Origin of the sequence: Streptomyces sp. NPDC001717 (assembly GCF_042892775.1) — a bacterium.
Taxonomy (GTDB): domain Bacteria; phylum Actinomycetota; class Actinomycetes; order Streptomycetales; family Streptomycetaceae; genus Streptomyces.
Genome location: NZ_JBIAUK010000011.1, coordinates 84,230 through 108,545, shown reverse-complemented (window position 1 = coordinate 108,545; position 24,316 = coordinate 84,230). Strand labels below are relative to the sequence as shown.

The 24,316-nt window shown below is 75.9% G+C and carries 18 protein-coding genes; 6 read left to right on the top strand and 12 right to left on the bottom strand.

Annotated elements, in window-relative coordinates:
- Nucleotides 1–43 precede the first annotated feature (43 nt).
- Nucleotides 44–532: an HAD domain-containing protein gene (locus ACFYZL_RS19730; RefSeq protein WP_388680414.1), complete on the top strand. Its 489-nt coding sequence runs from the start codon at nt 44–46 to the stop codon at nt 530–532.
- Here ACFYZL_RS19730 and ACFYZL_RS19725 read toward each other — a convergent pair.
- The 5 genes from ACFYZL_RS19725 to ACFYZL_RS19705 all read right to left on the bottom strand — a co-directional run bounded on the left by ACFYZL_RS19725 (nt 522) and on the right by ACFYZL_RS19705 (nt 13,550).
- The gene (locus ACFYZL_RS19725; RefSeq protein WP_388680411.1) at nt 522–2,549 is read right to left on the bottom strand and encodes a hypothetical protein; all 2,028 of its coding nucleotides are present in this window, start codon (nt 2,547–2,549) and stop codon (nt 522–524) included. The two genes, ACFYZL_RS19730 and ACFYZL_RS19725, sit on opposite strands and share 11 nt — an antisense overlap.
- Complete coding sequence (locus ACFYZL_RS19720; RefSeq protein WP_388680408.1) at nt 2,546–6,511, bottom strand: DUF5682 family protein; 3,966 nt, start codon at nt 6,509–6,511, stop codon at nt 2,546–2,548. The genes ACFYZL_RS19725 and ACFYZL_RS19720 overlap by 4 nt, the downstream gene beginning before the upstream one ends.
- Nucleotides 6,508–7,668 (bottom strand): AAA family ATPase, encoded by a 1,161-nt coding sequence (locus ACFYZL_RS19715; protein WP_388680405.1) that lies wholly within the window; start codon nt 7,666–7,668, stop codon nt 6,508–6,510. The genes ACFYZL_RS19720 and ACFYZL_RS19715 overlap by 4 nt, the downstream gene beginning before the upstream one ends.
- Nucleotides 7,669–7,737: 69 nt before the next feature.
- A complete protein-coding gene (locus ACFYZL_RS19710; protein ID WP_388680402.1) occupies nt 7,738–12,687 on the bottom strand; it encodes a DNA-binding protein in 4,950 nt (1,649 codons plus the stop codon).
- Nucleotides 12,684–13,550 (bottom strand): DUF4132 domain-containing protein, encoded by an 867-nt coding sequence (locus tag ACFYZL_RS19705; RefSeq protein WP_388680398.1) that lies wholly within the window; start codon nt 13,548–13,550, stop codon nt 12,684–12,686. The genes ACFYZL_RS19710 and ACFYZL_RS19705 overlap by 4 nt, the downstream gene beginning before the upstream one ends.
- A 204-nt stretch (nt 13,551–13,754) precedes the next feature.
- On the opposite strand from ACFYZL_RS19705, the gene ACFYZL_RS19700 reads away from it, so the two are divergent.
- Genes ACFYZL_RS19700 through ACFYZL_RS19690 form a run of 3 tightly spaced genes read left to right on the top strand, consistent with a single transcriptional unit; the run spans nt 13,755 to nt 15,470 of the window.
- Nucleotides 13,755–14,468 carry an HNH endonuclease family protein gene (locus ACFYZL_RS19700; protein WP_388680396.1) on the top strand — a complete coding sequence of 238 codons (714 nt, stop codon included), beginning with the start codon at nt 13,755–13,757 and terminating at the stop codon, nt 14,466–14,468.
- Nucleotides 14,465–14,746 carry a hypothetical protein gene (locus ACFYZL_RS19695; RefSeq protein ID WP_388680394.1) on the top strand — a complete coding sequence of 94 codons (282 nt, stop codon included), beginning with the start codon at nt 14,465–14,467 and terminating at the stop codon, nt 14,744–14,746. The genes ACFYZL_RS19700 and ACFYZL_RS19695 overlap by 4 nt, the downstream gene beginning before the upstream one ends.
- Before the next feature lie 34 nt (nt 14,747–14,780).
- On the top strand, nt 14,781–15,470 hold the full coding sequence (locus ACFYZL_RS19690) for a hypothetical protein (RefSeq protein WP_388680391.1): 690 nt from the start codon (nt 14,781–14,783) through the stop codon (nt 15,468–15,470).
- Nucleotides 15,471–15,477: 7 nt separating this feature from the next.
- On the opposite strand, the gene ACFYZL_RS19685 is transcribed toward ACFYZL_RS19690, so the two are convergent.
- The 4 genes from ACFYZL_RS19685 to ACFYZL_RS19670 all read right to left on the bottom strand — a co-directional run bounded on the left by ACFYZL_RS19685 (nt 15,478) and on the right by ACFYZL_RS19670 (nt 19,094).
- On the bottom strand, nt 15,478–16,593 hold the full coding sequence (locus tag ACFYZL_RS19685; protein WP_388680388.1) for a YncE family protein: 1,116 nt from the start codon (nt 16,591–16,593) through the stop codon (nt 15,478–15,480).
- Nucleotides 16,590–17,207 (bottom strand): ankyrin repeat domain-containing protein, encoded by a 618-nt coding sequence (locus ACFYZL_RS19680; RefSeq protein WP_388680386.1) that lies wholly within the window; start codon nt 17,205–17,207, stop codon nt 16,590–16,592. Before ACFYZL_RS19680 ends, ACFYZL_RS19685 begins: the two co-directional genes overlap by 4 nt.
- A 191-nt stretch (nt 17,208–17,398) precedes the next feature.
- Nucleotides 17,399–17,932, bottom strand: a complete 534-nt coding sequence (locus tag ACFYZL_RS19675; RefSeq protein WP_384755295.1) for a GNAT family N-acetyltransferase — start codon at nt 17,930–17,932, stop codon at nt 17,399–17,401.
- Nucleotides 17,933–18,080: 148 nt separating this feature from the next.
- A complete protein-coding gene (locus ACFYZL_RS19670) occupies nt 18,081–19,094 on the bottom strand; it encodes an isopenicillin N synthase family dioxygenase (protein WP_388680383.1) in 1,014 nt (337 codons plus the stop codon).
- 238 nt (nt 19,095–19,332) lie between these two features.
- Between ACFYZL_RS19670 and ACFYZL_RS19665 the strand changes: the two genes are divergently transcribed.
- Entirely contained in the window at nt 19,333–20,079 is a 747-nt protein-coding gene (locus ACFYZL_RS19665) for a VOC family protein (RefSeq protein ID WP_384755310.1), read from the top strand.
- 2 nt (nt 20,080–20,081) lie between these two features.
- On the opposite strand, the gene ACFYZL_RS19660 is transcribed toward ACFYZL_RS19665, so the two are convergent.
- The 3 genes from ACFYZL_RS19660 to ACFYZL_RS19650 are packed head-to-tail and all read right to left on the bottom strand — an operon-like array spanning nt 20,082 to nt 23,806.
- Nucleotides 20,082–22,172, bottom strand: a complete 2,091-nt coding sequence (locus tag ACFYZL_RS19660) for a xanthine dehydrogenase family protein molybdopterin-binding subunit (RefSeq protein ID WP_388680380.1) — start codon at nt 22,170–22,172, stop codon at nt 20,082–20,084.
- Between the two features lie 27 nt (nt 22,173–22,199).
- On the bottom strand, nt 22,200–23,198 hold the full coding sequence (locus ACFYZL_RS19655) for an FAD binding domain-containing protein (protein ID WP_388680377.1): 999 nt from the start codon (nt 23,196–23,198) through the stop codon (nt 22,200–22,202).
- Nucleotides 23,195–23,806, bottom strand: coding sequence for a (2Fe-2S)-binding protein (locus ACFYZL_RS19650; RefSeq protein ID WP_388680374.1), 612 nt, complete (start codon nt 23,804–23,806; stop codon nt 23,195–23,197). The genes ACFYZL_RS19655 and ACFYZL_RS19650 overlap by 4 nt, the downstream gene beginning before the upstream one ends.
- A gap of 176 nt (nt 23,807–23,982) precedes the next feature.
- Here ACFYZL_RS19650 and ACFYZL_RS19645 point away from each other — a divergent pair, with 176 nt between their 5' ends.
- Entirely contained in the window at nt 23,983–24,171 is a 189-nt protein-coding gene (locus tag ACFYZL_RS19645) for a DUF6381 family protein (RefSeq protein ID WP_384755307.1), read from the top strand.
- Nucleotides 24,172–24,316 lie beyond the last annotated feature (145 nt).

The following is a 24,316-nucleotide window of genomic DNA, read 5'->3' as shown; positions in this document are numbered from 1 at the left end:
AGGGGAAAACACCGGGTCCGGTTCCACGGCGTACGGTGCGGGCATGACCGTTTCCGCGGCCCGCCCGCTCCTGTACCTCGATGTCGACGGACCGCTCATCCCGTTCGGGGCCGGCCCGTACCCGCAGGGGGACGACGACAACCCCCTGCTCGCCAGGGTCGATCCCACGGTCGGGCCCCGGCTCGCGGCGCTGGAGTGCGAGCTGGTGTGGGCCACCACCTGGATGGAGGAGGCCAACGAGTGCCTCGCTCCCCGGCTCGGCCTGCCGCCGTTGCCCGTGCTGGAGTGGCCCGAGCCCTGCGACGAGGCCGGGCGCGGTGTGCCGAGCCGGGTCCACTGGAAGACCCCCGGCCTCGTCGGGCACGCGGCCGGGCGCCCCTTCGTCTGGGTGGACGACGAGATCACGGCCGCCGACCGCGCCTGGGTGGCCGACCACCACCCCGGTCGGGCCCTCCTGCACCGCGTCGATCCCGGACTGGGCCTCACCGACGCGGACTTCGGCGCGCTGCGGGCGTGGCTGCTCACCGGGTAGCCGCCCAGGAGGCGGCGACCAGCAGGCGCTCCGCCGCCGCGAGGTGGGTGGCCGCGGCCAGCCAGGCGCGGGCGTAACCGTCGGCCGAGGGGTCGCAGAGGCGGCCGAAGGCGTCGCGGGGCCGCCGGTCGGCCTCGGCGGCGAGGGCGGAGGCCAGTTCCGCGGCCGCGGTGAGGCCTGCCCGACGCAGCGGTCCGTACGCTGCCACGGGCCCGTCGGCGCGGGCGGCCTCGGCGACGGCCCGGCGGCCTCCCGCGATCCCGGTCTCCAGGAGGCGGCGCGTACGCCACAACGGGGAGTCGGCGAGCGGGTCCGGGAGGTCGGGGGCGGCTGCGGGAGCCGGGGCGGGCGTGGTGGACGGGTGCGGGAAGTGGGCGCCCTGCAGCCGGTCGTAGCCCAGGTCGGCACGACCGAGCCATTCCTCGGGCAGCCGCAGGGTGTACTCCGCGCCGGGTACGGGACCGACGGCGAGGGGGCGAAGCGTGGCCGCGCGGTCCAGGTCGGGGCGGCCGAGCACGCGGAGTGCGAGTCCGGGGTGCCGGGCCAGCCTGCGCAGGTTCTCCGCGTGCGGCAGCTCCGGGTGGGGGTGCGCGGGCAGCAGCCGCAGCAGCGGCGCGTCCTCGCGCAGCTCGCGGACCACGAGGTGCTCCCCCGCAGCGCCGACCACCGTGACGTCGCAGCCGAGCAGCGTGGGCGCGGACTCGTCGGATCCGGCGGCCAGTTGCCCGGCGACGGCCTCGGCGGCCGGTCGGGCGAAGAGCGCGGCGGCGGGCTCCCCGGTCCAGGACGCACCCCGCAGGGGGGTCGCCCTGACCGAGCGTCCGGCGCCGAGGCGGCCTTCCGGGGAGACGGTCGCGCCGACGATGCGCAGACCGCCGCGGGCGAGTCCGGCGTGGTCGAGGGTGGCACCGCCGAGGGCCACGGAGGCGGACCCCGCCCCGCGGGCGCGCGCGAGACCGCCGGGGCGTACGTCGGCCACGGAGTAGTGGGCGCCGTCCGGGGCGAGCAGGTGGGTGACCACGCCCCCGTAGCCGGTGGCGGAGAGCACCGGTTCGCGGCACAGCCCGTACACCTGGAGGCTGCCGCCCGGGGTGTAGGCCCGGCGGGAGGTGCCGGTGAGTGCGGGATCGGCGGAACCGGCGGCGAGCAGTGCGGTGGTGTGCAGGAGTGCGCGGAAGACGCCGGTGAGGTCGGCGAGCCGCTGGCCGGCCCGGCGCTCGCGGGCCGCGCGCAGTCCGCGTACGACCCGGAGCGCGGCGGCCTCGGCGGCGGGCAGCCCGGCGAGGCGGGCGGTGTGCGCGGCCCGCAGCAACTCGGCCTGGACCACGGCTCCTCCGGCCGTCACCCCGGCGGCGAGCGCCTCGGCGGCGGCCTGCCAGAGCGCGGCTGCGGCGTCCACCTGGGCCGCGGTGAGCGGCTTGGCCGGCACGGGGGCCTCGGGCGCCGCGGGGGCCCCCGGATCGTGAGGGGTCCCCGGAGCGCGGGAGGCCCCGGGGACCCGCGCCGGTTCCGCGGCCGGCGAGCCTCCGACGGGCGGCCGTTCCGGCGAACGCTGCGGGGCCTGCGAAGGCTCCGGCTCTCCAGGTCCCCTGGAGGTCTGCGGCGGCTCCGGGGCCGACGGGCCCTCGCCGACGCCCTCCGGCTGCGCGCCGCCCGGAACCGGGAGCGGCTCGGCCACCGGGGCCGGCCGCTCGGCGTCCGGGGACGGGTCGGGGTCCAGGGGCGCGTCCGCCAGCGGGGCCGCGCCCAGGACCGCGGTGCGGTGGAGGCAGCGCGGTGCCAGCAGGCAGCTGCACACGGCCTGTTCGGCACGGGTGACCGTGCCCTCGGGACCCGGTGTCAGGGTGACCACCGCGTCCTCGCCGAAGCGGACGGTGACGCTGCCGTCCGCCTCTCGGGTGGCGCCCTCGCCGCAGCTCTCGATGGCCGCGTCCAGCTTCTTGCGCAGCCGCGCGGTGAGGCCCTCGACGGCTTCGGCGAGCACCTCGGGCGCGACGGCGGGCAGTTCGGTGCTCAACTGGCTTCTCCACGGAGGCGGTCCCCGACCCAGCGGGCGAGGGCGAGGGGGCTGAGGGCGGCCACCGGCATGCCGGCCGCGACGAGTTGCCGGGCGACGGGGACGCTGTAGCGGGGCGAGCCGGTGTCGTCGAGCGCGGCGCAGCCCAGCAGGTGGGCGCCGGAGGCGGCCAGCGCGCGGACCTCGCCGAGGAGCCCGCCGATGGGGGCGCCCTCCTCGAAGTCGCTGACCACCACGACGAGGGTGCGGCTCGGGACGGTGATGAGGGAGCGGGCGTGGGCGAGCCCGGCGGCGATGTGCGTGCCGCCGCCGACCCGGACCTCCAGCAGCAGCGACAGCGGGTCGTCCACCCGGTCGGTGAGGTCCACCACCTGGGTGGAGAAGGCGAGGAAGTGGGTGGACAGGGTCGGTACGCCGCCCAGCACGGCCGCGATGAGCGCCGACCAGACGACCGACGCCTCCATGGATCCGGACACGTCGACGACGAGGATCAGCCGCCAGTCGGCCTCGCGGCTCGCCCGGGTGCTGAACACGGGCCGCTCGGGGACGACGACCACGCTGCCGTCGGCGCGCCGGCTGGTGTGCGCGAGGTTGGCGCGCAGGGTGCGGGCCAGGTCGAGGGTGCCGCCGGGGCGGCGGGTGGGGCGCGGGGTGGCGATGCCGGAGAGGGCCGGTCGCAGCCGGGTCGCCAGTTCCCTGGCGAGTTCGTCCACGAGTCGCCGTACCAGGGGGCGCAGCCGGGCGAGTTGGGCTTCCGGCATGCCGCCCGCGAGGGAGAGCACGGAGCTCAGGAGCTCCACCGAGGGCCGTACGGACGCCGGGTCGAGTTGGGTGAGCACGTCGGTGCGGCCGGCTTCGGCGGCGCCGGCGAGCACCTCTTCCCGTACGTCGGCGCCGAAGAGGGCCGCCAGTTCCTCGGACCACTCACGGGCCGTGGGGAACGAGGCCTCCTGGCCGCCGCCCCGGCCTGCTCCGCCCGCGTCGCCGGCGCCTTCGCCGCGTCCGGCGCCGTACAGCTCGTCCAGGGCGTGGGCGTAGCGGCGGGCGTCGGCGGGCAGGCGGTCGCGTTCGCGGCCGAGCAGCAGCCGCCAGCGGTCGGCGGGGGCCAGGCGGGCGGGCCGTTCCGCGGAACGTACCGGTTCCCGCTCGGGGGCGGGGTCCTGCCCGGTCTCGGGAACCCGGGTGGCCTCCGCGCCGGACGGCAGCGCAAGGGCCCGGACCGCGGCGAGTCCGGCCGCGTCGGCCGCCGCCCACAGGGCGAGGAGCGCCGGCGGGGCGTCGAGTCCGAGGTCGATCCGGTCGCCGAGGCGTTCGGTGACGGTGTCCAGGAGTCGGTCGCGGGCCGCCGGCGACAGGACGTCGAAGCCTCCGCGCAGGGCGGGAAGGCGGTCGAGGAAGAGCTCGTCGTCGAGGCGCTCGACCCGGTCGAGGAGCGGGGTGAGGGCGGCCGGGGAGGCCTGGAGCAGTGGCCCCGCGGCGGTGAGGAGTCCGCCGAGCCGACGGCTGAGGGCGCGCCGGCCGTCGGGTCCGGCCGCGCCGTCGATCCATCCTGCCGCGCGGGAACCGAGCAGGGCGGCCGGGTCGAGGTCGAGGAGGACCCGTACGGCCAGGGCCGCGCCCTGCATCAGTGGGGAGGCCGTGGCGGCGAGGGCGGCGAGCGCCTCGTCCGTGCGCAGGCCCAGGCGGTGGGCGGAGGCCCGGTCGGCGAGGGCCACGAGGGCGGCCGCGTCGGCGGGGTCCTCGCTGCCGGCGAGGCCGGGCAGGGAGCGTACGGCCGCTTCGAGGAGATCGGCGGTGAGCGCGCTCGCGGTGGCCCGGGACCCGTCGGTGGTGCCGGGGAGGTGGCCTCGGTGGAGGGCTTCCAGGAGGTCGAGGGCTTCGAGGAGTTCGGGCAGGGTGGCGGTCTGCGGCAGGGCGGTGGCCGCCTCGTGCAGCCGTACGTCGACCAGCTCGGGCAGGTCGCACCGCGCGGCGGCGCCCAGCCCGGCGAGGATCTGCGCCGGGGTCGGCCCGCCGTCGGCGGCGGCCCGTCGGGCCGTGTCACGGAGGGTTCCGGCGGCGGCCTGGGCGGCGGTGACGCCGCGGACGCCCGCGAGGTCCAGGCGGGCCGGGACGGAAGGGGTCCAGGACAGCCGCCACTTGGTGCCGAGGGCGGTGCCGTCGCCGGTGGCGGCGACGGGGGCGGGCTCGCCGTAGGAGGCGCCGCAGACCAGGAGCCGCTGCAGCAGCACCTCGCGGCGGGCGTCGAGGGCGGAGCGGAGCGGGTCGAGGCGGAGTTCCTTGGAGGCCGGGTCGTCGGGGCCGGGCAGCCGCAGCTCCGCCAGCTCGGCCTCGACGGCGGGGCCGAGACCGGAACGGGGGGCGTGCGGGGTGACCCGGCCGCGGGCGGTGCCGACGAGGACGGCCTCGAGGGCGCGGGCCAGCGCCCGTCCCCGGCCGAGGGGTTCGCCCTGGCCGAGCACGGTGGTGACGGCCTCCAGGAGCTCACCGCGGCCGGGCGCGGGGAGCCCGCGCAGGACTGCCAGGTCGCAGGCGAGCCGCAGGGTCTCGGCGGCCTCGCCGGTCCCCGCGGTGTGCCCGGCGCGGCGCAGCTCCCGGCAGAGCCGGACGACGGCCCCCGAGGCCGCCTCCCGCACGAGGGCCGGATCGCCACCGGCCTCCAGCACGGCCTGCTGCCAGAGCGGGTCCCGGATCCCGGCGGGGTACCCGGAACGGGAGTCGAGCAGATCGAAGGAGTAGGCGACGAGCGAGGTGACGGCATCGGCCGACACGCTCGCCGCTGTGGCGTGACCGGGATGGCGATTGCCGCCGGCCGCCGCCGCCCCGGAGGGCACGGTGCCGTACGGGGCACCCGCCGAGGCCCCGGCGACCGGTTCGCCGCCGCGCCCGGGAGCGGGTACGCGGGCCGCGGGCACCGGGGCGGAGGTGTTCGGGCGCTCGTCGGCGCTCGCCGGACCGGTGCCGTACGGGGCATCCGCCCCGGACCCGGCGGCCGGTTCCTCCCCCGCCGCCGGGTTCGCGGAGGCCCCGGCGGGGGGCGTCGGCAGGAGGGCCGGGGCGTGGAAGGCGCCGATCACGGCGGCCACGCGGTGGCCGGCGGCGAGGGCGCCGCCGATCACCTCGCGCATGTGGGCCTCGCGGGCCAGGTCCGTCGGCGCGACGGCTCCGGTGTCCGCGCGCAGCGCCCAGCCGACGCCGAGCGCGGCACGGCGTACGGCTTCCGGGGCGCAGCCGGGTGCGAGCACCTCGACGGCCCGGTCCCACATGTCGTCCCCGTCCCGCCCGGAGCCGGCGGCGGCGAGCCCGTCCGCGAAACGCCTCCCGCGCCCGGAGCCCAGGTCCCGCCCCGGGTCCTGGTCCGGGTTCGCGTCCTGGTCCGGGCCCGTCGGCGACCCGGCACCCGAGGCCGCAGCCGAACCCGGAACCGAGCCCGGGGCCGGGGCCGAGCTCGAACCCGAGGCCGAACCCGAGGCCGGGGCCGAGCCCGAGCCCGTAGCCGAGGCCGGGGTCTCGGACGGAGAGGGCGTGGAGCGCGTCGGGGCCGGGGGCTTGCCCGGACTCGCCGGGGGCGGGGCCGGAAGGGAGCCCTCGGTCGGGTCGCCGGTGGTCCAGGCGGACGCGCCGAGGGGGAGGTCGCAGCACAGGACCGTCGCGCCGGTCGCCGCGGCCCAGCGGATGGCCGCCAGTTCCGGGGAGAAGTCCGCGAACGGGTAGAACGCGAGGCGGCCGTCCCCGGAGGTGCCCGCCAGGGCGATCGGGGCCAGGGTCTCCGGATCGGCCAGGTGGGTCAGCCACGGCTGGAAGTCCGCCGGGAGCTCCACGCACACCACGTCCGCGCCGGAGGCGTCCAGCAGGGCGGGGACCACCGCCGCCAGCGCGGGGCTGTGGTGACGGACGCCGAGCAGGTACGGCGTACGGGAGGCCGCGAGGGCGTCCAGCGCGGCCTTCGGGTCAGGCGTCACCGCAGGCTCCCGCGCAGGTCCCACAGGCGGCGCCACATCGCCGAGCCGTCCTCGGCCCGGCGGCGGACGGGGCCGTCCCAGTAGCCGAGGAGGCGGGCGTGGTCGGCGGGGTCTTCCTTGCGGACCACGCCCAGCAGGTGCCCCGGCAGCAGGTCGAGCACGTCACCGCCGGGCAGGTACGCCGCGGAGACCCCCAGCGAGGCCGCCACCTGCACGGCTTCGGCGGTGGACATCACCGTGCTGGGCCGTTCCACGTCCCAGCCCTCGGCGGAGCGCCCGTCCCGCAGGTCGCGGAAGACGGTGACGAGCGCGTCGAGCACGGCGTCGTCCACACCGAAGGGCGCCCCGGCCCGCTGGACGGCGGCGACGGCCTGGCGGCGGATCAGGGTGGCCTCCGCGTCGGCGTCGGCGATCGGGGCGACGGTCTCGAAGTTGAAGCGCCGCTTGAGCGCGGCGGACATCTCGCTGACGCCGCGGTCGCGCAGGTTGGCGGTGGCGATGACGGTGAATCCGGGGGCGGCGCTGACCACGGCGTCCTCGGTGGCGGTCAGTTCGGGAACGCTGATCCGCCGGTCGGAGAGGATCGACACGAGGGCGTCCTGCACCTCGGGCAGGCAGCGGGTGATCTCCTCGACGCGGACCACCCGCCCCGTCCGCATGGCGGCGAGCACCGGTGAGTCGACGAGGGCTCCCGCGCTCGGGCCCTGGGCGAGGAGGAGCGCGTAGTTCCAGCCGTAGCGGAAGGCGTCCTCGGTGGTGCCGGCCGTGCCCTGGACGGTGAGCGCGCTGGTCCCGCAGACGGCGGCGGCCAGCAGCTCGGACAGCATCGACTTGGCGGTGCCGGGCTCGCCGGTGAGCAGCAGGCCGCGCTCTCCGGCGAGGGTGACCACGCAGCGTTCGACCAGGGCGCGTTCGCCGACGAACTTGGGGGCGATGGCCATCTTCGTGCCGCTCTTGCCGCCGCCGGGCAGGGCGAGCTCGGTTCCGTCGCTGCCGCACACGAAGGTGACGACGGCGCGCGGGGTCAGGGCCCAGCCGGGCGGGCGGGGGCCCGGGTCCTGGGCGGCGAGGAAGGCCAGTTCGGCGGCGTACCGCTCCTCGGCCGGGAGTACCTGGCGTGCGGGCGCCGCCGCGGCGGGCTGTTCGGTGAGGGTCATGGGGGTGTTCCTTGGGAGGGAGAAGGGGAGGGAGGGGCGGCGCGCCCCGGGCGGGGCGCGCCGCGCGGGTCAGCGGCGGCGGGCGCGGGTGCGCTTGACCTTGAGTTCCTCGAAGCGCGGGGTGTCGCCCTCGCGGACCCGCTGCCAGGCCCTGCGGTACAGGTCGGCGACGGGCTGCGCGGGCACCATCTGGCCCACGGCGGCGGCCTCGTACATCGGGAGCTTCCACTGCTCCACCGGCAGTACCGGTGAGTTCTGCTCCGACCATGCGCCGGGCAGGAAGAGGGAGCGCCCGGCCCTGCTCCGGGAGGCTTCCACCACCAGGTCGCCGGCGGCGAGTTCGGCGCGGGCGGCCTTGAGGCGGGCGGGCTTCCAGCCGGTCCAGCGGGCCGTGTTGCGGTCCGTGGGGTCGGGCATGGCGAGCAGCATCAGGTACAGGGTGGCCGCGTCCGCGCCGAGGCCGTGCGCGGCTTGCGCCTCGGCCACCAGGTCGGGCACGGAACGGCTCGGGTCCTGCGGCCACCAGGTGCCGTCGGCGTCGACGGTGCCCGCCGCCGGTGCTCCCGGGTCGGCGAGCAGCGCGGCGAACGCCGGGTCGTGGACGAGGCGAAGGGCGCTCTCGTTCCGGCTGGGCTGCTGGTCGGCGCCGCGCAGCAGCGGCAGGTACGGGTCGCGGCCGGTGGAGTCCAGCAGCGTCGGGCGGAGCACGGGCATGGGCCGGTCGTCGTGCGTGGGCAGGATGACCGCGCCGTAGCGTTCGTAGCCGTCGGTGCCCTCCACGATCTCGGTGGGGGTGCCGGCCGCCTTCCGGAACTCGGCGAGGTCGGTGTAGTGCCCGATGAGCAGGAGCAGTTCGGGTGCGGCCAGCCGTTGACGCAGGGCGGTCAGCACGGGCGGCAGGGCCGCTCGTACCGGGTCGCCGGCGGGCAGCCGGTGGGCCATCCAGGCGGCCATGGCGAGTGCGCCGGTCAGCACGGTCGTGGTGAAGGGCGCGGCGGCCGGCTCGGAGGGCTCGGCGCGGTCGCCCTTGACCCTCCAGGGCACGTCGGCGGAGAGCTCGGGCGAGGCCTCGGGGTCGAGGACCGCGGGCAGGGCGCGGTGCGGGGACCATCCGGTGCGCACGGCGCGCGCGGCCTCGGTGAGCAGCCAGTCGGGAACGGGCGTACGTCGTCCCACGCGCCGGTTCCACACCTGTGCGGCGGCGGCCGCGTCGGGGCCGTCGCTCCACAGCCGTTCGGGGTCGGCGGGCAGCAGGGCGGCGACCACCTCGCGCCGGACCTCGGCGTCGAGGTCCCGGAGTTCGTCGCGGGCGTGGTCGGCGTCGGCGGACTTGACGCCGAGGACGGCGCGCAGCGGCGCGGGCAGGAAGTTGTGCTGGCGGTCGTCGACGTGCGGGAGGCCGGCGACGACCAGCTTGGCGAGGGTGCCGGAGACGCCCGTGAGCCGGGCGAACTCCTCGGCGGCCTCGGGGCGGAAGGGCACCGGGCCGTGCTCGTCGGCGGCGTCGAGGAAGGTGCGCAGCCAGCCGGCGGCCCGCTCCCGGTCGCCCAGCGGTGCCTCGCCGCGCAGGGTGTAGGGGCCGGGGACGGCGAACCGGCCGGTGGGGTCGTGGAGCAGCGCGCCGAACTCGTGCCCGTCGGGGACGGACGTGTTGTGTTCGGTGAGGGCCAGTACGGCGCCGCCTCCGAGCGGGAGCAGACTGCGGTGGTGGACGCTGCGTTCGAAGCCGTCGGGGGTGCGCAGGTGGCGCTGGTCGAGGTGGAGCAGGACCCGGCGCCAGTGGCCCGCGGAGCCCGCGGCCGAGTCGAGGCCGAGCCGGCTCACCGCGTCGAGCAGGGAGCGCAGGGCGGCCCGCTGTTCGTCGGTGGCGGCGAAACCGGCGGCGCGGTAGGCGAGGGCGGCGGGCTGGTCGAGCCAGGGCGTCCAAGCGAAGTTGGAGTACTCCAGGGCGGGCATGTCCCAGTGGAGGCGGCCGGGCACCTCGGGTGCGTCGCCGTCGGCGCGGGCGGCGTCGAGAGAGCGCAGCAGCCGGTGGGCACCGTCGTGGTCGGAACCCCAGTAGTAGTACGTGGTACCGAGGAGACCGCCGAGTGCCTCGCCGATCAGGCGGTCGAGGGGACCGGTCTCCTCCTGCCCGGCCCCGTCCTGGTCCGCGTGGAGCCGGGCGGCGATCTCGTCCAGGGACTTCTGCTGGGCGAGAGCGAACCGCAGGACCTCGATGACGCCGCCGAGCAGCTCGGGCGCGGTGATCTGCGGGAAGGCGGCGCCGACCACCTCGGGCAGGTCGGTGACCTTCTCCACGGCGGCCGCCGACGCGAGCAGCGCGGCGACGGTGTCGCGGTCGGCGGAGCGGAGGGCGGTGGAGCCCTCGGGGTCGCGGGGGCGCAGGGCGTACCAGAAGGGCAGCGGGGGGAGGTCGACGCTGCCGGTGGCGAAGCCCTCGTTGCGGTGGTCGCCGTTGGTCAGCGCGGTGACGACGCCGTCGGGGTCGGTGATGCCCAGCTCGCGCCAGCGGTGGGTGAGGGCGCGCGGCCGGTCGGCTCCGGGGAAGGCGAGGGCGGCGACGGGCATGTTGCCGTCCTCGGGCGTGCGGACGGTACGGCCTGCGGTGTCGGTGCCGAACCAGCCCTCGTCGCGGACGCGCACGGCGCACCAGCCGAGGAGGCCGTCTGCGGGTTCCCCGAGGGCCGAGCCCTCGACGGTGGGCGCGGGCCGCAGCCAGGCGGAGCGGGCGGAGGAGTTGGAGGTCGGGGGGCGGACGGCCAGCGTGTCGGTGAGGAAGGCCGGCTGGGAGAAGCGTCCGTGGGTGCCGTCGGCGGGGTTGTACTCGCACCAGCCGGCGCCGCCCTGCTCCTTGTCGCGGGACCGCCAGACCCAGTACGAGGTGCCGTCGCACAGCACCGCGCGCTCGTCGGGCAGTGCCGTGTCCCCGGCGTGCAGGACCCCGCCGCCGACGGTGCGTCCGCCGCCGGTCAGGGGCAGGCTGATCTCGTCGGAGCGCAGCGACCAGTGGGCGCGGTCGGTCTTGAGGGTGAAGACGTGCTGCGGGTCGGTGTGCCAGTAGCCCTGGACGTCGCTGCCCCAGGTGGACCAGAAGACGAGCAGCGCGCCGTCGACGTAGTGGAATCCGTACCGGTAGGAGCCGCCGGTCGGCACGCGCAGGTCGTGGACGAGGACGGTGGAGTCGGCGTCGATGACGCGGGCCTGGATGCCGTTGGCGACGATCAGGTGGGGCCAGGCCTCGACGACGGTCAGGTTGGTGCGGTGCAGGGCCTTGCGGTCGGCGAGTTCGACGAGCGCCTCCTCGAACGCGGGCCAGACGAACTCCTCGAAGAGGCCTCCGCGCAGGGTCCGGGCGAGGATCGCGCCGAGGTCGGCGGCGGCCGCCTCGGCCACTTCCTCGCGGGCGAGTTCGAGGGCCTCGGCGGGCAGCCAGGTCAGCCGGCTGATCGCCTCGGGCAGCCCGGGCAGGCCCGCGGCCTTGGAGTTGCGGGCGACTTCCCGCATCCATTCGGTGAGCATGGGCCGGCCGCCGGGCGAGGCGGCGAGGCGGCGCATGACGTCGCCGCCGGAGGTCGCGTCGCCGAAGGCGTTCAGGGCGCGGCCGAACGCGGGGCGGAACCGCTGGTCGGCGGCGAGGGCGAGCAGGTCGCGGCGCTCGTCGGCGCGTGCCCAGTCGGCCACGTTCAGCTGGTCGTGGCGGTAGTACCGGGGGGCGTTCTCCTCGGGGTCGGCGACGCGGATGCCGAGGGTGAGGACCAGGTCGAGCAGGTCGACGTCCTGGACACCGATGCGCAGGCCGGCCTCCCGGCCGGGCTCGGCGAGTTCGGCGCGCAGCCGGTCGGCGGCGCGGGTGACGAGGTCGAGGAGGGCGGGCGGCGTGGGGCGCTGTCCCCAACCGGAGTGGCGGGCGGTGTGGTAGCGCTCCAGCCAGCCGACGGCTCCGTCGGTGCAGCGCTGCTCGGCGGGCAGGCCGGCGTCGACGAGCCCGGCGGTCGCGCCGGATTCCTCCAGGATCTGCAGCCAGAGGTCGGACAGTTCGACGTCGCCGCCGGGCGGCATCAGTCCGAGGAGGGTGCCCCGCGCGGCCGGCACGCGTCGGGCCAGTGCGACGAGCGCGGTGCGGTGGGCCTTCCACCAGCCGGTGGCGGCGCGGAGGGTCGCGGGCAGCGGCAGCAGTTCGGCGAGGTACTCCTGCTCGGCCTCGGTGCCCTTGTGGCCGGCGGCCCGGGCGAGGCGGCGCAGCTCGGTGGCGGCCTGCGCGGAGGGCGGCAGTCCGCCCGCGGTGCGGCGCACGCACAGGCGGCGGAAGCGGTCGTGGGCCTCGGCGGGGGTGACGCGGGCGGCGAGGTCCTTGCCGTAGCCGGTGAGCACCTTCACGGGCAGGGCGCCGGCCAGGGCGAATTCGAGGAAGACTGCGTCGAGCCGGTCCTCGTCGACGCTCAGCCCGTGCTGGGCCTCGGCCGTCCGGGCGCGGCCGAACAGCTGGGAGGCGTAGGTGGTGTTCTCGACGGCGAGGAAGATCCGGGCGGCCTGCTCGTAGAAGACGGGCAGGAAGTGCGGGACGGCGGCGGCGAGCCGGCCGGCGAGTTCGTTGCAGGCGTCGAGGGCGGCCTTGGGCTTGGTCTTGGCCTGGGGTGCGATGCGGTCGAGTTCGGGGACGACGGCGAGGGCGTGGTGGCCGTCCTCGGGGTGGTGCACGAGGACCCATTCGGGGAAGCCGAGTGCCTGGCGGCGGCTCAGACCGACGACGGGCGGCTCGGCCTGGTGGGGTACGAGGCCCAGGAACCCGGCGGCGAGGTCCTCGGCCGCGCCGAGTTCGGCGGGGGCGAGGCGGACGACGACGCGGTCGTCGCCGAGGGCGGGGTGGTGGTAGGAGCGAGCGGTCAGCTCGACGGCCGTGGCCCCGGCGCCGGGGGTGCCGGGCGGGAGCACCGCGCCCGCCTTGAGCAGCAGTTCGGCCTCGCCGGTGGCGGTGGCGGTGGCGGTGGCGTCGTTGTCCTTCGGGTTCGTGCTCATGCTCCCGTGCCCTCCTCGATCTTGCGCCCGGCGTACAGCGCCGCGGCCATTCGCATGCCTTCGGACCAGGCCACCGGTCCGACGTCGGACAGGCCCACCGTCCGGCCGTTCTCGTCGTGCCAGCTCAGGGCCCCGGTGGTGGTCTCGTCCTCGTAGTACGGTTCGCCGATCCACACCGCCGCCTCCGTGCCGGCGCCCGCGTCCCGGACCTTGCAGGTCGCGTAGCCGCCGGAGACGCGGTAGCCGAGGCTCGTGGCGCGGGCGGCGAGGCTGAAGCGGGTGGGGAACTTCCCGCCCGCGTAGTCGCGGACCTCGGTGGCGCCGGCGGTGAACGTGTCGGGCTTCTGCCAGGTGGCCCGGTGGATCTGCTCGACGCCCTGCGCGATGCCGAGTTCGGCGGCGAACTCGCGTACGTCGTCGAGGTCGGGCAGCAGCACCGGGTGCGGCAGGATCACCGTGCGCGGGGAGAGGCGTACGGTCTCGCCGTCGAGGTTGACCACCTTCAGCTCGCCGGACTCGGTGGCGTCCCGCAGGAAGCCGACCTCGTCGGGGTCGTCGCCGACGACGGCGACGTCACGCAGTGCGCCCTGCCAGGCCTCGTCCGGCCAGACCCGGGCGAGCAGCTCGGTCGGTACCGGCAGCGAGGACACCATCCAGGTGTCGACCTGGGCGACGCAGGCCGCGGCGTGCCGGTCGAGCCATTCGGAGAGCCGGCGCAGCCGGTCCACCTCGGGGTGTTCCTTGAGGGCCTTGGGCAGTGACTTCAACTGCCGTCCCGCCGCCCGGCCGGTGGTGGACCGCGCCGCCACCCGCCCTTCCACGAGGGAGATCTCGTACCCCTCGCCCGCCGCCAGCCATGCCATCAGACCGTGCCCCTCGCTTGCCTGTACCCAACGGATCAGCGCAGCCTTGACAGGGGGGACGAATCCCCCCTGAGCTGCGGTATGTCGGGAGACTAGCGAGCGGCACTGACAACGGCTGCCGGAGGGTCCCTGGCCGGTTTTATGTCCGGTTCTGGGTAGTCTTCCGGGGTCAGTTGCGGAGCGTGGCCGGTTCGGGGTGGGGTTATGGGACGTCATACGAGGGTGCGCGGTGCGGTGGTGGCGGCCGCGCTGCTGTCGGCACTGGCAGGCTGTTCCGGAACGATGGGTTCCGGCGCTCCGGACGCGAAGCCGTCCGGAGCGGCGTCATCGCCGCCCGCCGACGCGAAGCCCGCCGGCGGTGAGGTACTGCCGGGCATGGTGAGCGTCGCCGTCGCCCGCACCCGGTTGGAGGGGCTGAAGGTGGCGCCGGTGGGCTCGATGGCCGGCTACAGCCGGGACAAGTTCACGCACTGGATCCAGCAGGGGAACAAGTGCGACACCCGTGAGGTGATCCTCGAGCGGGACGGCACGGACGTGAAGCGGGACGCCGAGTGCCGGGCCGTGTCCGGTACCTGGAAGAGCCTCTACGACGGGGTGGTCGTCACGGACGCCGCGAAGATGGACATCGACCACATGGTCCCGCTGGCGGAGGGCTGGCGCTCCGGTGCGGCCGGCTGGGACGCGGCCAAGCGCAAGGCCTTCGCCAATGACCTGACCAATCCTCAGCTGCTGGCCGTGACCGCGGCCTCGAACCGCTCCAAGGGCGACCAGAGCCCGGACCTGTGGCAGCCGCCGGACAAGGCGAGCTGGTGCGTGTACGGACGGGCCTGGACCACCGTGAAGTCGACGTACGGACTGACCGTCACCGAACCGGAGAAGAAGATGCTGACCACGATGCTGGACACCTGCGCCTCATGACGGACGCGCTCCGCTGGCAGGACGACGTGACCGCCGGCCCGGGCGGCGCCATGACCGACGAGGTCGGCGTCATCACGGGCCCGCTCACCCTGCGCACGACGGTCCTGCCCGGGGACCGGGTCCGGTTCGACGTCCAGTACAAGGACGCCGACGAGTGGTACACGCTCACGGGCAGCCCCCTCCCCCACCGCGGCAGCCCGCGGTCCCTGCACACCGCCGCCCTGGCCGAGATCCGCACGGGTCACGGGGCCCAGGCCCCGGGCACGCGGCCCGACTGAGCGGGGGTGTCCGGGGGTCGCGATGATGTCCCGTATGAATCCGATCACCAGCATGGACCTCACCGGCTTCACCGAACGGGAGCCCGGCGTGTGGACCGACGAGCGGGGACTCGTCCTGTCCGTCCACTACTTCGGCCTCGTCCCGGACCTGCCCGCGCCTCTGGACCGGCCCGACCTCCTGCGGCACGGACTGGCCCTGTCCGCCGCCCGGGCCGGCGGGGGGCTGATCGAGGCGGTGCTCGGCGAGGTGGACTCCGTCCCGGCCGTCCGGCAGTTGATAAAGATCCGGCGTCCGAACGGGCACGGACAGATCTTCATCGGCTCCTGGACCGTGCCGAAGGCCGGCTGCAGTGCGGTGGTGAAGGTACAGGCCGCCGAGGGCCGGATGACCGGCCTGCGGGAAGCCGTCGTCGCCGACCGGGTCGGCCCCGACCGGTACTTCACCCCGCACCCGTACGCCCCCGGTGTCGAGGGCGGCCTCCCCCATCACGTCGCCGACCACGAGGAATGGGACGCGCAGTTCCCCGACCACCCGCTCACGCTGGTGCGTACGGCACTCGCGCGGATCACCCCCACCCTGGCCCTGCAGGACGGTTTCAAGTCCCAGCCGCCCTTCGGCGCACCCGCACACGCACACGCACCGGCACCGGCACCGGCACCGGCACCGGCACCCGGTGAACCGGCCGCGCCCCGCCGCTGGTTCCGGCGCGGCCGGTCCGCCTGAGCCGGGCTCAGAGCACGGCGATGCCCAGGGGGCGGTTGCCCGTCGGGAGGCGGTGGGTGGTGCCCGTGGTGAGGTCGACCGTGGTGATGCCGTTCCAGTAGCCGTCGCGGGTGTAGCCGCCCGTGACGTACGCGGTGCGGCCGTCGCGGGAGACCGTCACCGTCTCGTGCGGGCCGTCGAGGGGGTACACGCGCTCCGTGCCGTCCGCGGAACGGACCGTCAGGGAGGGGCCCTTGCCCTTGCCGGGTTCCACGGCTCCCGTGCCGACCACCAGGAGGCGGCCGTCGGGCGTGAGCTCGACCCCGTGCTGGTGGGTGTCGGCGGTCATCGGCTCGATGGTGGTGCGGCCGGTGCGCGGGTCGACCACCGCGAGCCGTTCGCCCTCGAAGGGGAGCAGCAGCATCCCGTCGGAGGGGCGGACGGCCGCGTAGTGCGGCTTGAGCCAGGAACCGAGCCCGCCCTCGGTTCCGTAGGGGGCGACCTCGATGCGGCGCGGTCGCAGCGAGGCGGTGTCGACCACGGTGACGTCGAAGGAGTCGTGGCCGGTGGCGTAGACCTCGGATCCGTCGGGCGACACGTCCACGTCGAAGGGGCGCCGGCCCACCGGCACGGCCGCGGTGACCGTGCTCGTGGCCGTGTCGACGACCTCCAGCACGCCGGTCCTGCCCGGGACGTTGACCCCGACGTAGACGTGCGCCCCGTCGGGCGAGAGGGCGATGCCCATGCCCCCGCCTCGGTACTCGCCGTCGCCGACCGGGCCCGTGCCGGTGCGGTAGGGGATGTTCGCGACCCGGGTCCGGGTGCGGGTGTCGACCACGGCGACCCCCTCGGCGGTCGCCACCCAGGCCCGGCCGTCCGCGCCGACGGCGAGGCCGTACGGGGCCCGTCCGACGGGGACGGAGGCGACGGCGCCGCGCAGCGGGTCGACGAAGGTGACGGTGTCGGCGCCGAAGTCGGCGGTCAGCAGCAGCCCCTGCGGGGTCGGCTCGCCGGCCGGCAGCGGGGAGGCCGCGGACGGTGCCGGGTCGGGCGCCGAGCTCGCGGCCTGCGTGCACGCGCCGAGCAGCAGGGCCGCGGCGAGCGAGGCGATGACCGTACGGGCGACCCGTGCGCGGCCGTTCACCGGCCGGTCTCCCGCTCGGCCTCGGCCGCGCGCAGGAGCCGGGCCATGCCGTCGAAGCCCCGGCGGGCGGCGTGCTCGTACGGGGTGACGCCGTCGTGGTCGCCCAGTGCGGGGTCGGCGCCCGCGGCGAGCAGCAGGCGGACGATCTCCTCATGGCGCGGGCCGCCGTCGCCGAGGATCACCGCCTCCAGGAGCGCGGTCCAGCCGAGCCGGTTGACGTGGTCGACGTCGATGGCGGTCTCTTCGAGCACGGCGCGCACGTACGCGGTGTGTCCGCGTTCGGCGGCGGGGATGAGGGAGATCCCGCCGAACCGGTTGCGCTGCTTCAGGTCGGGCCCGGCGGGCAGCAGCAGCCGCATCATCCGCACGCTGCCGGTGACGCCGGTGACCAGCCAAGGGCTGTCCTCGCGCGAATCGGGGGCGTTCGGGTCGGCTCCGGCGGCGACGAGCAGCTCGGCGACGGCCACGTGGTCTCCGAGCGCGGCCAGCAGCAGCGGGGTGCGCAGCTGGTCGTCGCGGGCCTCGGGGGAGGCGCCCGCGGCGAGTGCGGCGCCCACCGCCGCCGTGTCGCCGCGCCGGGCGCCGTCGAGGAGCTGTCGGTCGTGCGTGTTCATGGTGTCCCTCTCGGCTCCGGGGCGGGGAGGTGCCGGGAGGGTCCGGTCCGCCCTCCCGCTGCCCCGGTCCATCGTCGCCGGGCGGCAGGCGCGGGCCGGTCAGCCTGCGGGCCGGCCCGCGGGATCGTTCGGACGACCCCGCGGTCAACCGATCGGTTGATGCGGCCGCGGGCGGCGTGCGGTCCGCCGGTTCAGGCCTCGTACTCGGTGAGGTCGATGCCGTGGATCTGCAGGAGGTGGTGGTGCTCCGGGTCGGTGGTGTCCCGTTCGAGCTCCATGCCGAGCTTGCGGATGACGTTCTCGGACTCCTCGTTGCCGGCCCGGTTCACGGCGATCACCCGGTCCAGTCCGCGGTCCTGGAGCGCGAACTCCAGCGAGGCCTGGGCGGCCTCGGAGGCGTAGCCCTGGCCCCAGTACTGGCGGCCGAGGCGCCAGGTGATCGCGATGTCCGCGAGGACCTCCGGCGGGCCGTCCGGGACCGTGAGGCCGACGACACCGATCAGTTCGCCCGAGGCGAGGAGTTCGACGGCGAAGAGCCCGAAGCCCTCCTCGTCCCACTCCTCCTCCATGCGCTCGATCTCCTCGGCGGTCTGGTCCAGGTCGAGCGTGGAACCGTCGCCGATCCAGCGCATCACCTCCCGGTCGGCGTTGATCTCCGACAGGGGGACGAGGTCGTCGTCGGTCCAGCGGCGGAGGAGGAGTCGGGGGGTGCGGATCTCGGTCATGGGCCCATCCTGCCGAAGTTCGGCGGATCGACGTAATCGGCCCCCGCCGTGGCTGTCGCGGCTGCCCCGGCCCTGGTCAGGGGCTGTGGAAGCGGACCGCCGGGGCGTCGGCGGTCGGACCGTCGAGGAGGGCTCCCGGCGACCCCGGTCAGTCAGAGGTCGCAGGCACGCTGATCGCGTCGAGCTGTCCCCGCAGGTAGGCGTGGGAGTCCACCGGGTCGTGGGCGATCCGGCCGATGGGGGCGGGCAGGGATTCCACGCGGGTGTGCGCGTCGCACTCGTAGAAGTAGACCAGGGAGATCAGCTCCTCGGCCGGGCTGTGGGCGGGCGGCGGGAGCACCCGGTGGCGGCCCGCCCGCCAGCGGTCGCCCGTCCAGCGGGCCATGAGGTCGCCGATGTTCACGGTGAGCGCCGCCGGGTCGAAGGGGGCGTCCTGCCAGCCGTCGGCGTCGGTGTGGATCTGGAGCCCGCCCGAGCCGAGCTGGCGGTCGAGGACCGTGACGGTGCCGAAGTCGGTGTGGGCACCGATGCGGAACTGGCCGGGCAGCGGCGGGCCGACGGTGTCGGTGCCGGGGTACCAGTTGAGGTTGAACCCCCACGTGGGGTGTGAGGTGTGGCGGGTGAAGTGGTCCTCGGCGAGCCCGAGGGCCGTGGCCAGCAGCTCCAGCAGCTCGTCGGAGAGGGCCCGCATCAGCCCCAGGTACTCCTCCACCAGCGGACGCAGCGCCGGGACCTCGGCGGGCCAGGTGTTGGGGCGGAACCACTCGGCGTCGACGGAAGGGACCCCGGTGGGCTCGTCCGCCGCGAAGGACCAGGACTCCTTGAGGTCGGGCGGCGAGGGCTCCCCCTCCGCGTAGCTGTTGGCCTCGGCACCCGGCCCGAGCCAGCCCCGCCCGCCGACCGTGACGGCGTACGGCTCTTTCGCGGAGGCCGGGAGTCGGAAGAACTCCGCCGCCGTCTCCCGGATCCGCGCGGGCAGCGCGGGGTCCACGCCGTGGCCGGTGACGAGCAGGAATCCGGCGGCGCGCAGGGCCTCGTCGACGCGGGCGGCCGTACGGGCCCGGGCATGCGGTTCGCCGGACCGCCACGGCCCGAGATCGATGACGGGGACGACGGGGGTCGCGGGAGTGGGGGAAGTCGCGGGAACCGGGGAACCGGCCATGGGAGACCTGCCTTCCGAGGGTGCGGGTGCGCGTCCGCGACCGAGGGTAGCGCCGCGCGGCGCCGCCGGATCGCCACGGAGCGTGATTCCCGGCCACTTCTCGTATACGAAGGGGGTGGTCGACCGGGTGGGTCGTCCTCAAAAGGACCAGAATGGGACCGGGGGTGCGCGAGGGATGGAGCGAGCGGTGGAGATTTCGACGCGGGAGGTCTTCGGGGCGCCGTGCTGGGTGAGCCTGATGGCCCGCGACCTCGACACGGCACAGCGCTTCTACGGTGCGGTCGCGGGCTGGCGGTTCCGGCGGGCCAGCCTCGGCGAGGCCTTCTCGGTGGCACTGCTGGACGGCGTCCCGGTGGCGGGCATTGGCGCCCTCGCCGGGGACCTGGCGGTCCCGGTGGCCTGGACCCCGTACTTCGCGGTCGACGATGTCGACGTGGCGGTGGACCGGATCCGGGAGCGCACCGGCACGATCGCCGTCGGGCCGGTCTCGTTCGAGTCCGGCGGCCGCGGGGCCCTGGTGGCCGACCCCGACGGCGCGGTCTTCGGGATCTGGGAAGGTGACGTGGCCGCGGACTGGCGGGTGGGCAAGGGCCCGGCACCGGCCTGGCTGGAGCTGCGTACCCGCAACGCCCTGGACGCGGCCATGTTCTACGGCGCGGTGCTGGAGTGGGCCACCGAGCGACCCGGCTGCTGCGAGGTCAGCTACGAGGAGGACCAGGTGGTGCTGCGGCAGGACGGCGTGCCCGTGGCCCGGCTGAACAGCGGCCCGGTCGAGCTGGCCTCCTACTCCCCGCACACCCGGCCGCGCTGGCACGTCCACTTCCGGGTGCCGAAGCTGCGGCCGGCGATCGAGGCTGCCGTGGCGCTCGGCGGGCGACCGGTCTCGGACGTCGTCTCGAACGCGGAGGAGCGGTGGGTGACGCTCCGCGACCCGGACGGGGCGCTGTTCACCCTCACCACCGCCCTCGCGGCGGACACGGACTGAGCTCAGCCGAGGACGGCCAGGACCCGGTCCGGGGTGAGGGGCAGGCTGCGCAGCCGGTGCCCGGTGGCGTGGGAGACGGCGTTGCCGATGGCGGCGGCCACCCCGACGATGCCGATCTCGCCGATGCCCTTGGCGCCGAGGGGGCCCACGTGGGCGTCGTGATCCTCGAGCCAGTGCGCCTCGATGTCGGGTACGTCCGCTTGCACCGGAACGTGGTAGGCGGCCAGGTCGCTCTGGGCGAAGTCCCCGTGGGCCGCGTCGACCGAGCTGTGTTCGGTCAGGGCCATGCCGAGGCCCATCACCATGCCGCCGACGAACTGGGAGCGGGCGGTGGTCGGGTTCAGGATGCGTCCGGCGGCGTAGACCCCGAGCAGGCGGTGCACCCGTACCTCGCCGGTGACGGTGTCGACGCGGACCTCGGCGAAGTGGGCGCCGAAGGAGTGGCGGGCGTACGGGGGCTTCGCCTTGGCCGCCTCGGTGGTGTCGGCCGTCTCGGACAGCCCTTCGGGCGGCAGCGGCCCGTCGTGGCGGGCCAGGCGGGAGGCGAGCGCGGTACAGGCTTCGTGGACGGCCCAACCCCAGGAAGCGGTGCCCGCGGAGCCGCCGGCCAGCGGGGCGGCCGGAAGACCGCTGCTGCCGATGGCGATGGTGACGGCGTCGGCCGGCACTCGAAGGGCGTCCGCGGCGACCTGGATCAGGACGGTGCGGGCGCCGGTGCCGATGTCGGTGGCGTTGATCTCGACGAGGTAGTCGCCGCCCGGCCGGGCCAGCGCCCGAGCGGTGGAGGGTGAGAGCCAGACGGGGTAGGTGGCGGCGGCCACGCCCACCCCGCACAGCAGCGGCCCGTCCCGGCGCGGTGTGCGCAGGGCGGTCCAGCCGAACCGGTCAGCGCCCTCGCGGAGGCATTCGACGAGGTGGCGGCCGCTGAAGGGACGGCCGCTGTCCGGGTCCACGGCGGGCTCGTTGCGGACGCGCAGCTCGATCGGGTCCATGCCGAGGGCGTCGGCGAGTTCGTCCACGGCCGATTCCAGGGCGTACATGCCGGGGGTCTCGCCGGGAGCGCGCATCCAGGAGGGGGTGGGGACGTCCAGGGGGACGACGCGGTGGCTGGTGCGGATGTCGGGTACGGCGTACATGATCCGGGTGGCCACGGCGGACTGCTCGACGAACTCCCGCACCTGGGAGGTGTGGCTGGTGACCGTGTGGGTGAGGGCCGTGAGGGTGCCGTCGGGGCGCGCGCCCAGCCCGATGCGGTGCAGGCCGGGCGGGCGGTGCCCGACGACGGCGGGCATGTGGCGACGGGGCAGGGCGAGGGTGACGGAGCGGCCCGTGTGCAGGGCGGCCATGACGGCGAGGACCACGTGGGGGCGCGGAGTGCCCTTGCTGCCGAAGCCGCCGCCGACGTGTTCCGAGACGACCTCGACCCGGTCCTCGGCCATCCCGAAGAGCGCGGAGAGCGCCTCGCGGACGAGGCCCGCGCCCTGGCTGGAGTCGTAGACGGTGAGCCCGCCCCGTTCGGCGTCCCAGACGGCGGTGGCGGCGTGCGGCTCCATGGGGTGGTTGTGCAGCGGCGGCACGGTGTAGACGCAGTCGACCCGTACGGGGGCGGCGGCGAGCGCCGCGTCCGGGTCGCCCTGCTCGCGGTGGGCGGGGTATCCGCCGTTGGCCTCTTCGGGGGTGTGGGCGGCCGGGTGGTCCTCGTACAGGACGGAGTCGTGCGGCTCGGTCGCGTACTCGATCCGTACCGCTTCGGCGGCGGCGCGGGCGCCCTCCGGGGTTTCGGCAACGGCCAGGGCCACGTACCAGCCGCGGTGCGGGACGGCCGGCTCCTGGAGCAGGTGGAGGGTGGGGTCGTCCCAGGGGCCCAGGCGCGGCGCGTCGTACGGGGTGAGGACGGCGAGCACGCCGGGCAGGGCCAGGGCCGCGGCCGTGTCGACGGCGGTGACGCGTCCGCGCGGGATCGTCGCGGGGACGGGCCAGGCGTGGGCGCAGCCGGGCGGGACGCGGTCGGAGGCGTAGCGGGCGGCGCCCGTGACCTTCTGCGGCCCCTCGGCGCGGGCGGTGGGGGTGCCGAGTGCGGGGTGCGGTGGCATGGGGGCTGCTCCTCTGCGTGGCTGCGGCTATGCGGTGGTGTCCCGGGCGAGCGCGCCCAGTACGTCGCAGGCGAGGTTGCGGGCCAGTACGACCTTGAACGCGTTGTCCCGCAGCGGCCGGGCCTCGGCCAGTTCCGCCTCCACCGCCCGCCGGAAGGTTTCGGGGGTCGGCGCGGCACCGGTCAGCGCCCGCTCGGCCGCGGTGGCCCGCCAGGGCCGGTGGGCGAGCCCGCCGAAGGCGAGGGCGGCGCTGCGGACGAGGCCGGACCCGGCGTCGACGTCGAGGACGGCGGCGACGGAGGCCAGCGCGAAGGAGAACGAGGCCCGGTCGCGGGCCTTGCGGTACCGGGAGCGGGCTCCGGGCGCGGCGGCGGGCAGCAGGACCCCGGTGATGATCTCGCCGTCGCGGATCTCGGTGTCCCGTTCGGGGTGGTCCCCGGGCAGCCGGTGGAAGTCGGTGGCCGGCACGGTGCGGGTGCCCTGCGGCCCGTACAGCTCGATGTCGGCGTCGAAGGCGGCGAGGGCGACGGCCAGGTCCGAGGGGTGGGTGGCGACGCAGTGGGTGGAGTGGCCGAACACGGCGTGCTCGCGGTGGACGCCGTCGAGCGCGGAGCAGCCGGTGCCGGGCTCCCGCTTGTTGCAGGCCTTGGAGAGGTCCTGGAAGTAGGTGCAGCGGGTGCGCTGGAGGAGGTTGCCCCCGGTCGTGGCGACGTTGCGCAGCTGGGCGGAGGCTCCGGCGAGCAGGGCCTGGGCGAGGGCCGGGTAGCGGGTCCGTACGAGGGGGTGCGCGGCCACGTCGGCGGCGCGGGTGGTGGCTCCGACGAGCAGGGCGCCGCCGGGGCGTTCCTCGATGGCGTCGAGCGGGAGCCGGGAGATGTCGACGAGGGTGCCGGCGCGTTCGACGCCCAGTTTCATGAGGTCGACGAGGTTGGTGCCGCCGGCGAGGTACCGGGAGTCGGGGTGGGCGGCGTGGGCCTCGGCGGCTTCACGGAGGGTGGCGGCGCGGACGTACCCGAAGGGCTTCACCGGGCCGCGTCCCGTGCGGCGACGTCCTGTACGCCGACGTCCTGTACGCAGACGTCCTGTACGGCGTCGCGTACGGCAACGTCCCGGACGGCGCGGACGATGGCCGGGTAGGCGCCGCAGCGGCAGAGGTTGCCGCTCAGCCGTTCCCTGGTCTCCGCCTCGGTGAGGGTGACGGGGCCCGCCGGGTCGGCGGCGGCTTCGGCGAGGGCGCCGACGGCGGAGCAGAGCTGACCGGGTGTGCAGAAGCCGCACTGGAAGGCGTCCCGCGCGACGAACGCCCGCTGGAGCGCGGCCCCGGTCGCGGTGTCGGAGAGCCCCTCCACCGTGGTGATCGCGGCGCCGTCCTGGGCGACCGCGAGCAGCAGGCAGGCGCAGACCCGCCGCCCGTCGAGGAGGACGGTGCAGGCACCGCACTGGCCTTGGTCGCAGCCCTTCTTGGCCCCGGTGAGGTCGAGGTGGTCGCGCAGGGCGTCGAGCAGGGTGGTGCGGTGGTCGGGCTCCAGGGAATGCTCGACACCGTTGACCCGCAGCACGATGCGGGTGCGTGTGGGGGTACCGGCGGTGGTGGCGGTGCCGGTGGCGTCCTCGTCCGGGTCTGTTGGGCTCACCCCCACAGGTTCGCCGCGCGGCCCGGCTCCGGCATCCGTGGTGGGCCATTCGCGAACGGCCCGTGCTCCGACGCCACCCATCAGGTTCACGCTCGGTGACGGTTCGAGATGCGTGCGCGCGGCGGTGCTGATTCGCTGGGTCCGCCCGCTCTCCCCCACTGATCCGAGGAGCGATCATGAGCGTTTCAGGCGAGTCCCGAGGCCGGTCCCAGCAGATGCGCATGAAGGCCAAGGAGCTGAACGACGCGGCCGAGCGTTCGACCGACCCGGAAGAGCGCCGCCGACTGCAGGAGAAGGCGCGCCGCCTCCAGGAGCAGAGCGAGCAGGAGGGCCGTATGGACGACCGGGGCATGGACCCCATGTAGTCCGTCCCCCTCCCAGGTGCCGTACCCCGGCCGGGGGGGGGCGCCCGCCCCCCCCCCCGCCGCCCCCCCCCCCCGGGGGTGGGGGCCCCCCCCCCCCCCCGCCCCCCGGGCCCAGGGGGGGGTGGCCCGGGCGCCCCCCCCCCCC

Coding starts and splice junctions, on each gene's coding strand:
- ACFYZL_RS19730 (WP_388680414.1), top strand. CDS start 44: ATGACCGTTTCCGCGGCCCGCCCGCTCCTGTACCTCGATGTCGACGGA.
- ACFYZL_RS19715 (WP_388680405.1), bottom strand. CDS start 7,668: ATGACCCTCACCGAACAGCCCGCCGCGGCGGCGCCCGCACGCCAGGTA.
- ACFYZL_RS19710 (WP_388680402.1), bottom strand. CDS start 12,687: ATGAGCACGAACCCGAAGGACAACGACGCCACCGCCACCGCCACCGCC.
- ACFYZL_RS19705 (WP_388680398.1), bottom strand. CDS start 13,550: ATGGCATGGCTGGCGGCGGGCGAGGGGTACGAGATCTCCCTCGTGGAA.
- ACFYZL_RS19700 (WP_388680396.1), top strand. CDS start 13,755: ATGGGACGTCATACGAGGGTGCGCGGTGCGGTGGTGGCGGCCGCGCTG.
- ACFYZL_RS19695 (WP_388680394.1), top strand. CDS start 14,465: ATGACGGACGCGCTCCGCTGGCAGGACGACGTGACCGCCGGCCCGGGC.
- ACFYZL_RS19690 (WP_388680391.1), top strand. CDS start 14,781: ATGAATCCGATCACCAGCATGGACCTCACCGGCTTCACCGAACGGGAG.
- ACFYZL_RS19680 (WP_388680386.1), bottom strand. CDS start 17,207: ATGAACACGCACGACCGACAGCTCCTCGACGGCGCCCGGCGCGGCGAC.
- ACFYZL_RS19675 (WP_384755295.1), bottom strand. CDS start 17,932: ATGACCGAGATCCGCACCCCCCGACTCCTCCTCCGCCGCTGGACCGAC.
- ACFYZL_RS19670 (WP_388680383.1), bottom strand. CDS start 19,094: ATGGCCGGTTCCCCGGTTCCCGCGACTTCCCCCACTCCCGCGACCCCC.
- ACFYZL_RS19665 (WP_384755310.1), top strand. CDS start 19,333: ATGGCCCGCGACCTCGACACGGCACAGCGCTTCTACGGTGCGGTCGCG.
- ACFYZL_RS19660 (WP_388680380.1), bottom strand. CDS start 22,172: ATGCCACCGCACCCCGCACTCGGCACCCCCACCGCCCGCGCCGAGGGG.
- ACFYZL_RS19645 (WP_384755307.1), top strand. CDS start 23,983: ATGAGCGTTTCAGGCGAGTCCCGAGGCCGGTCCCAGCAGATGCGCATG.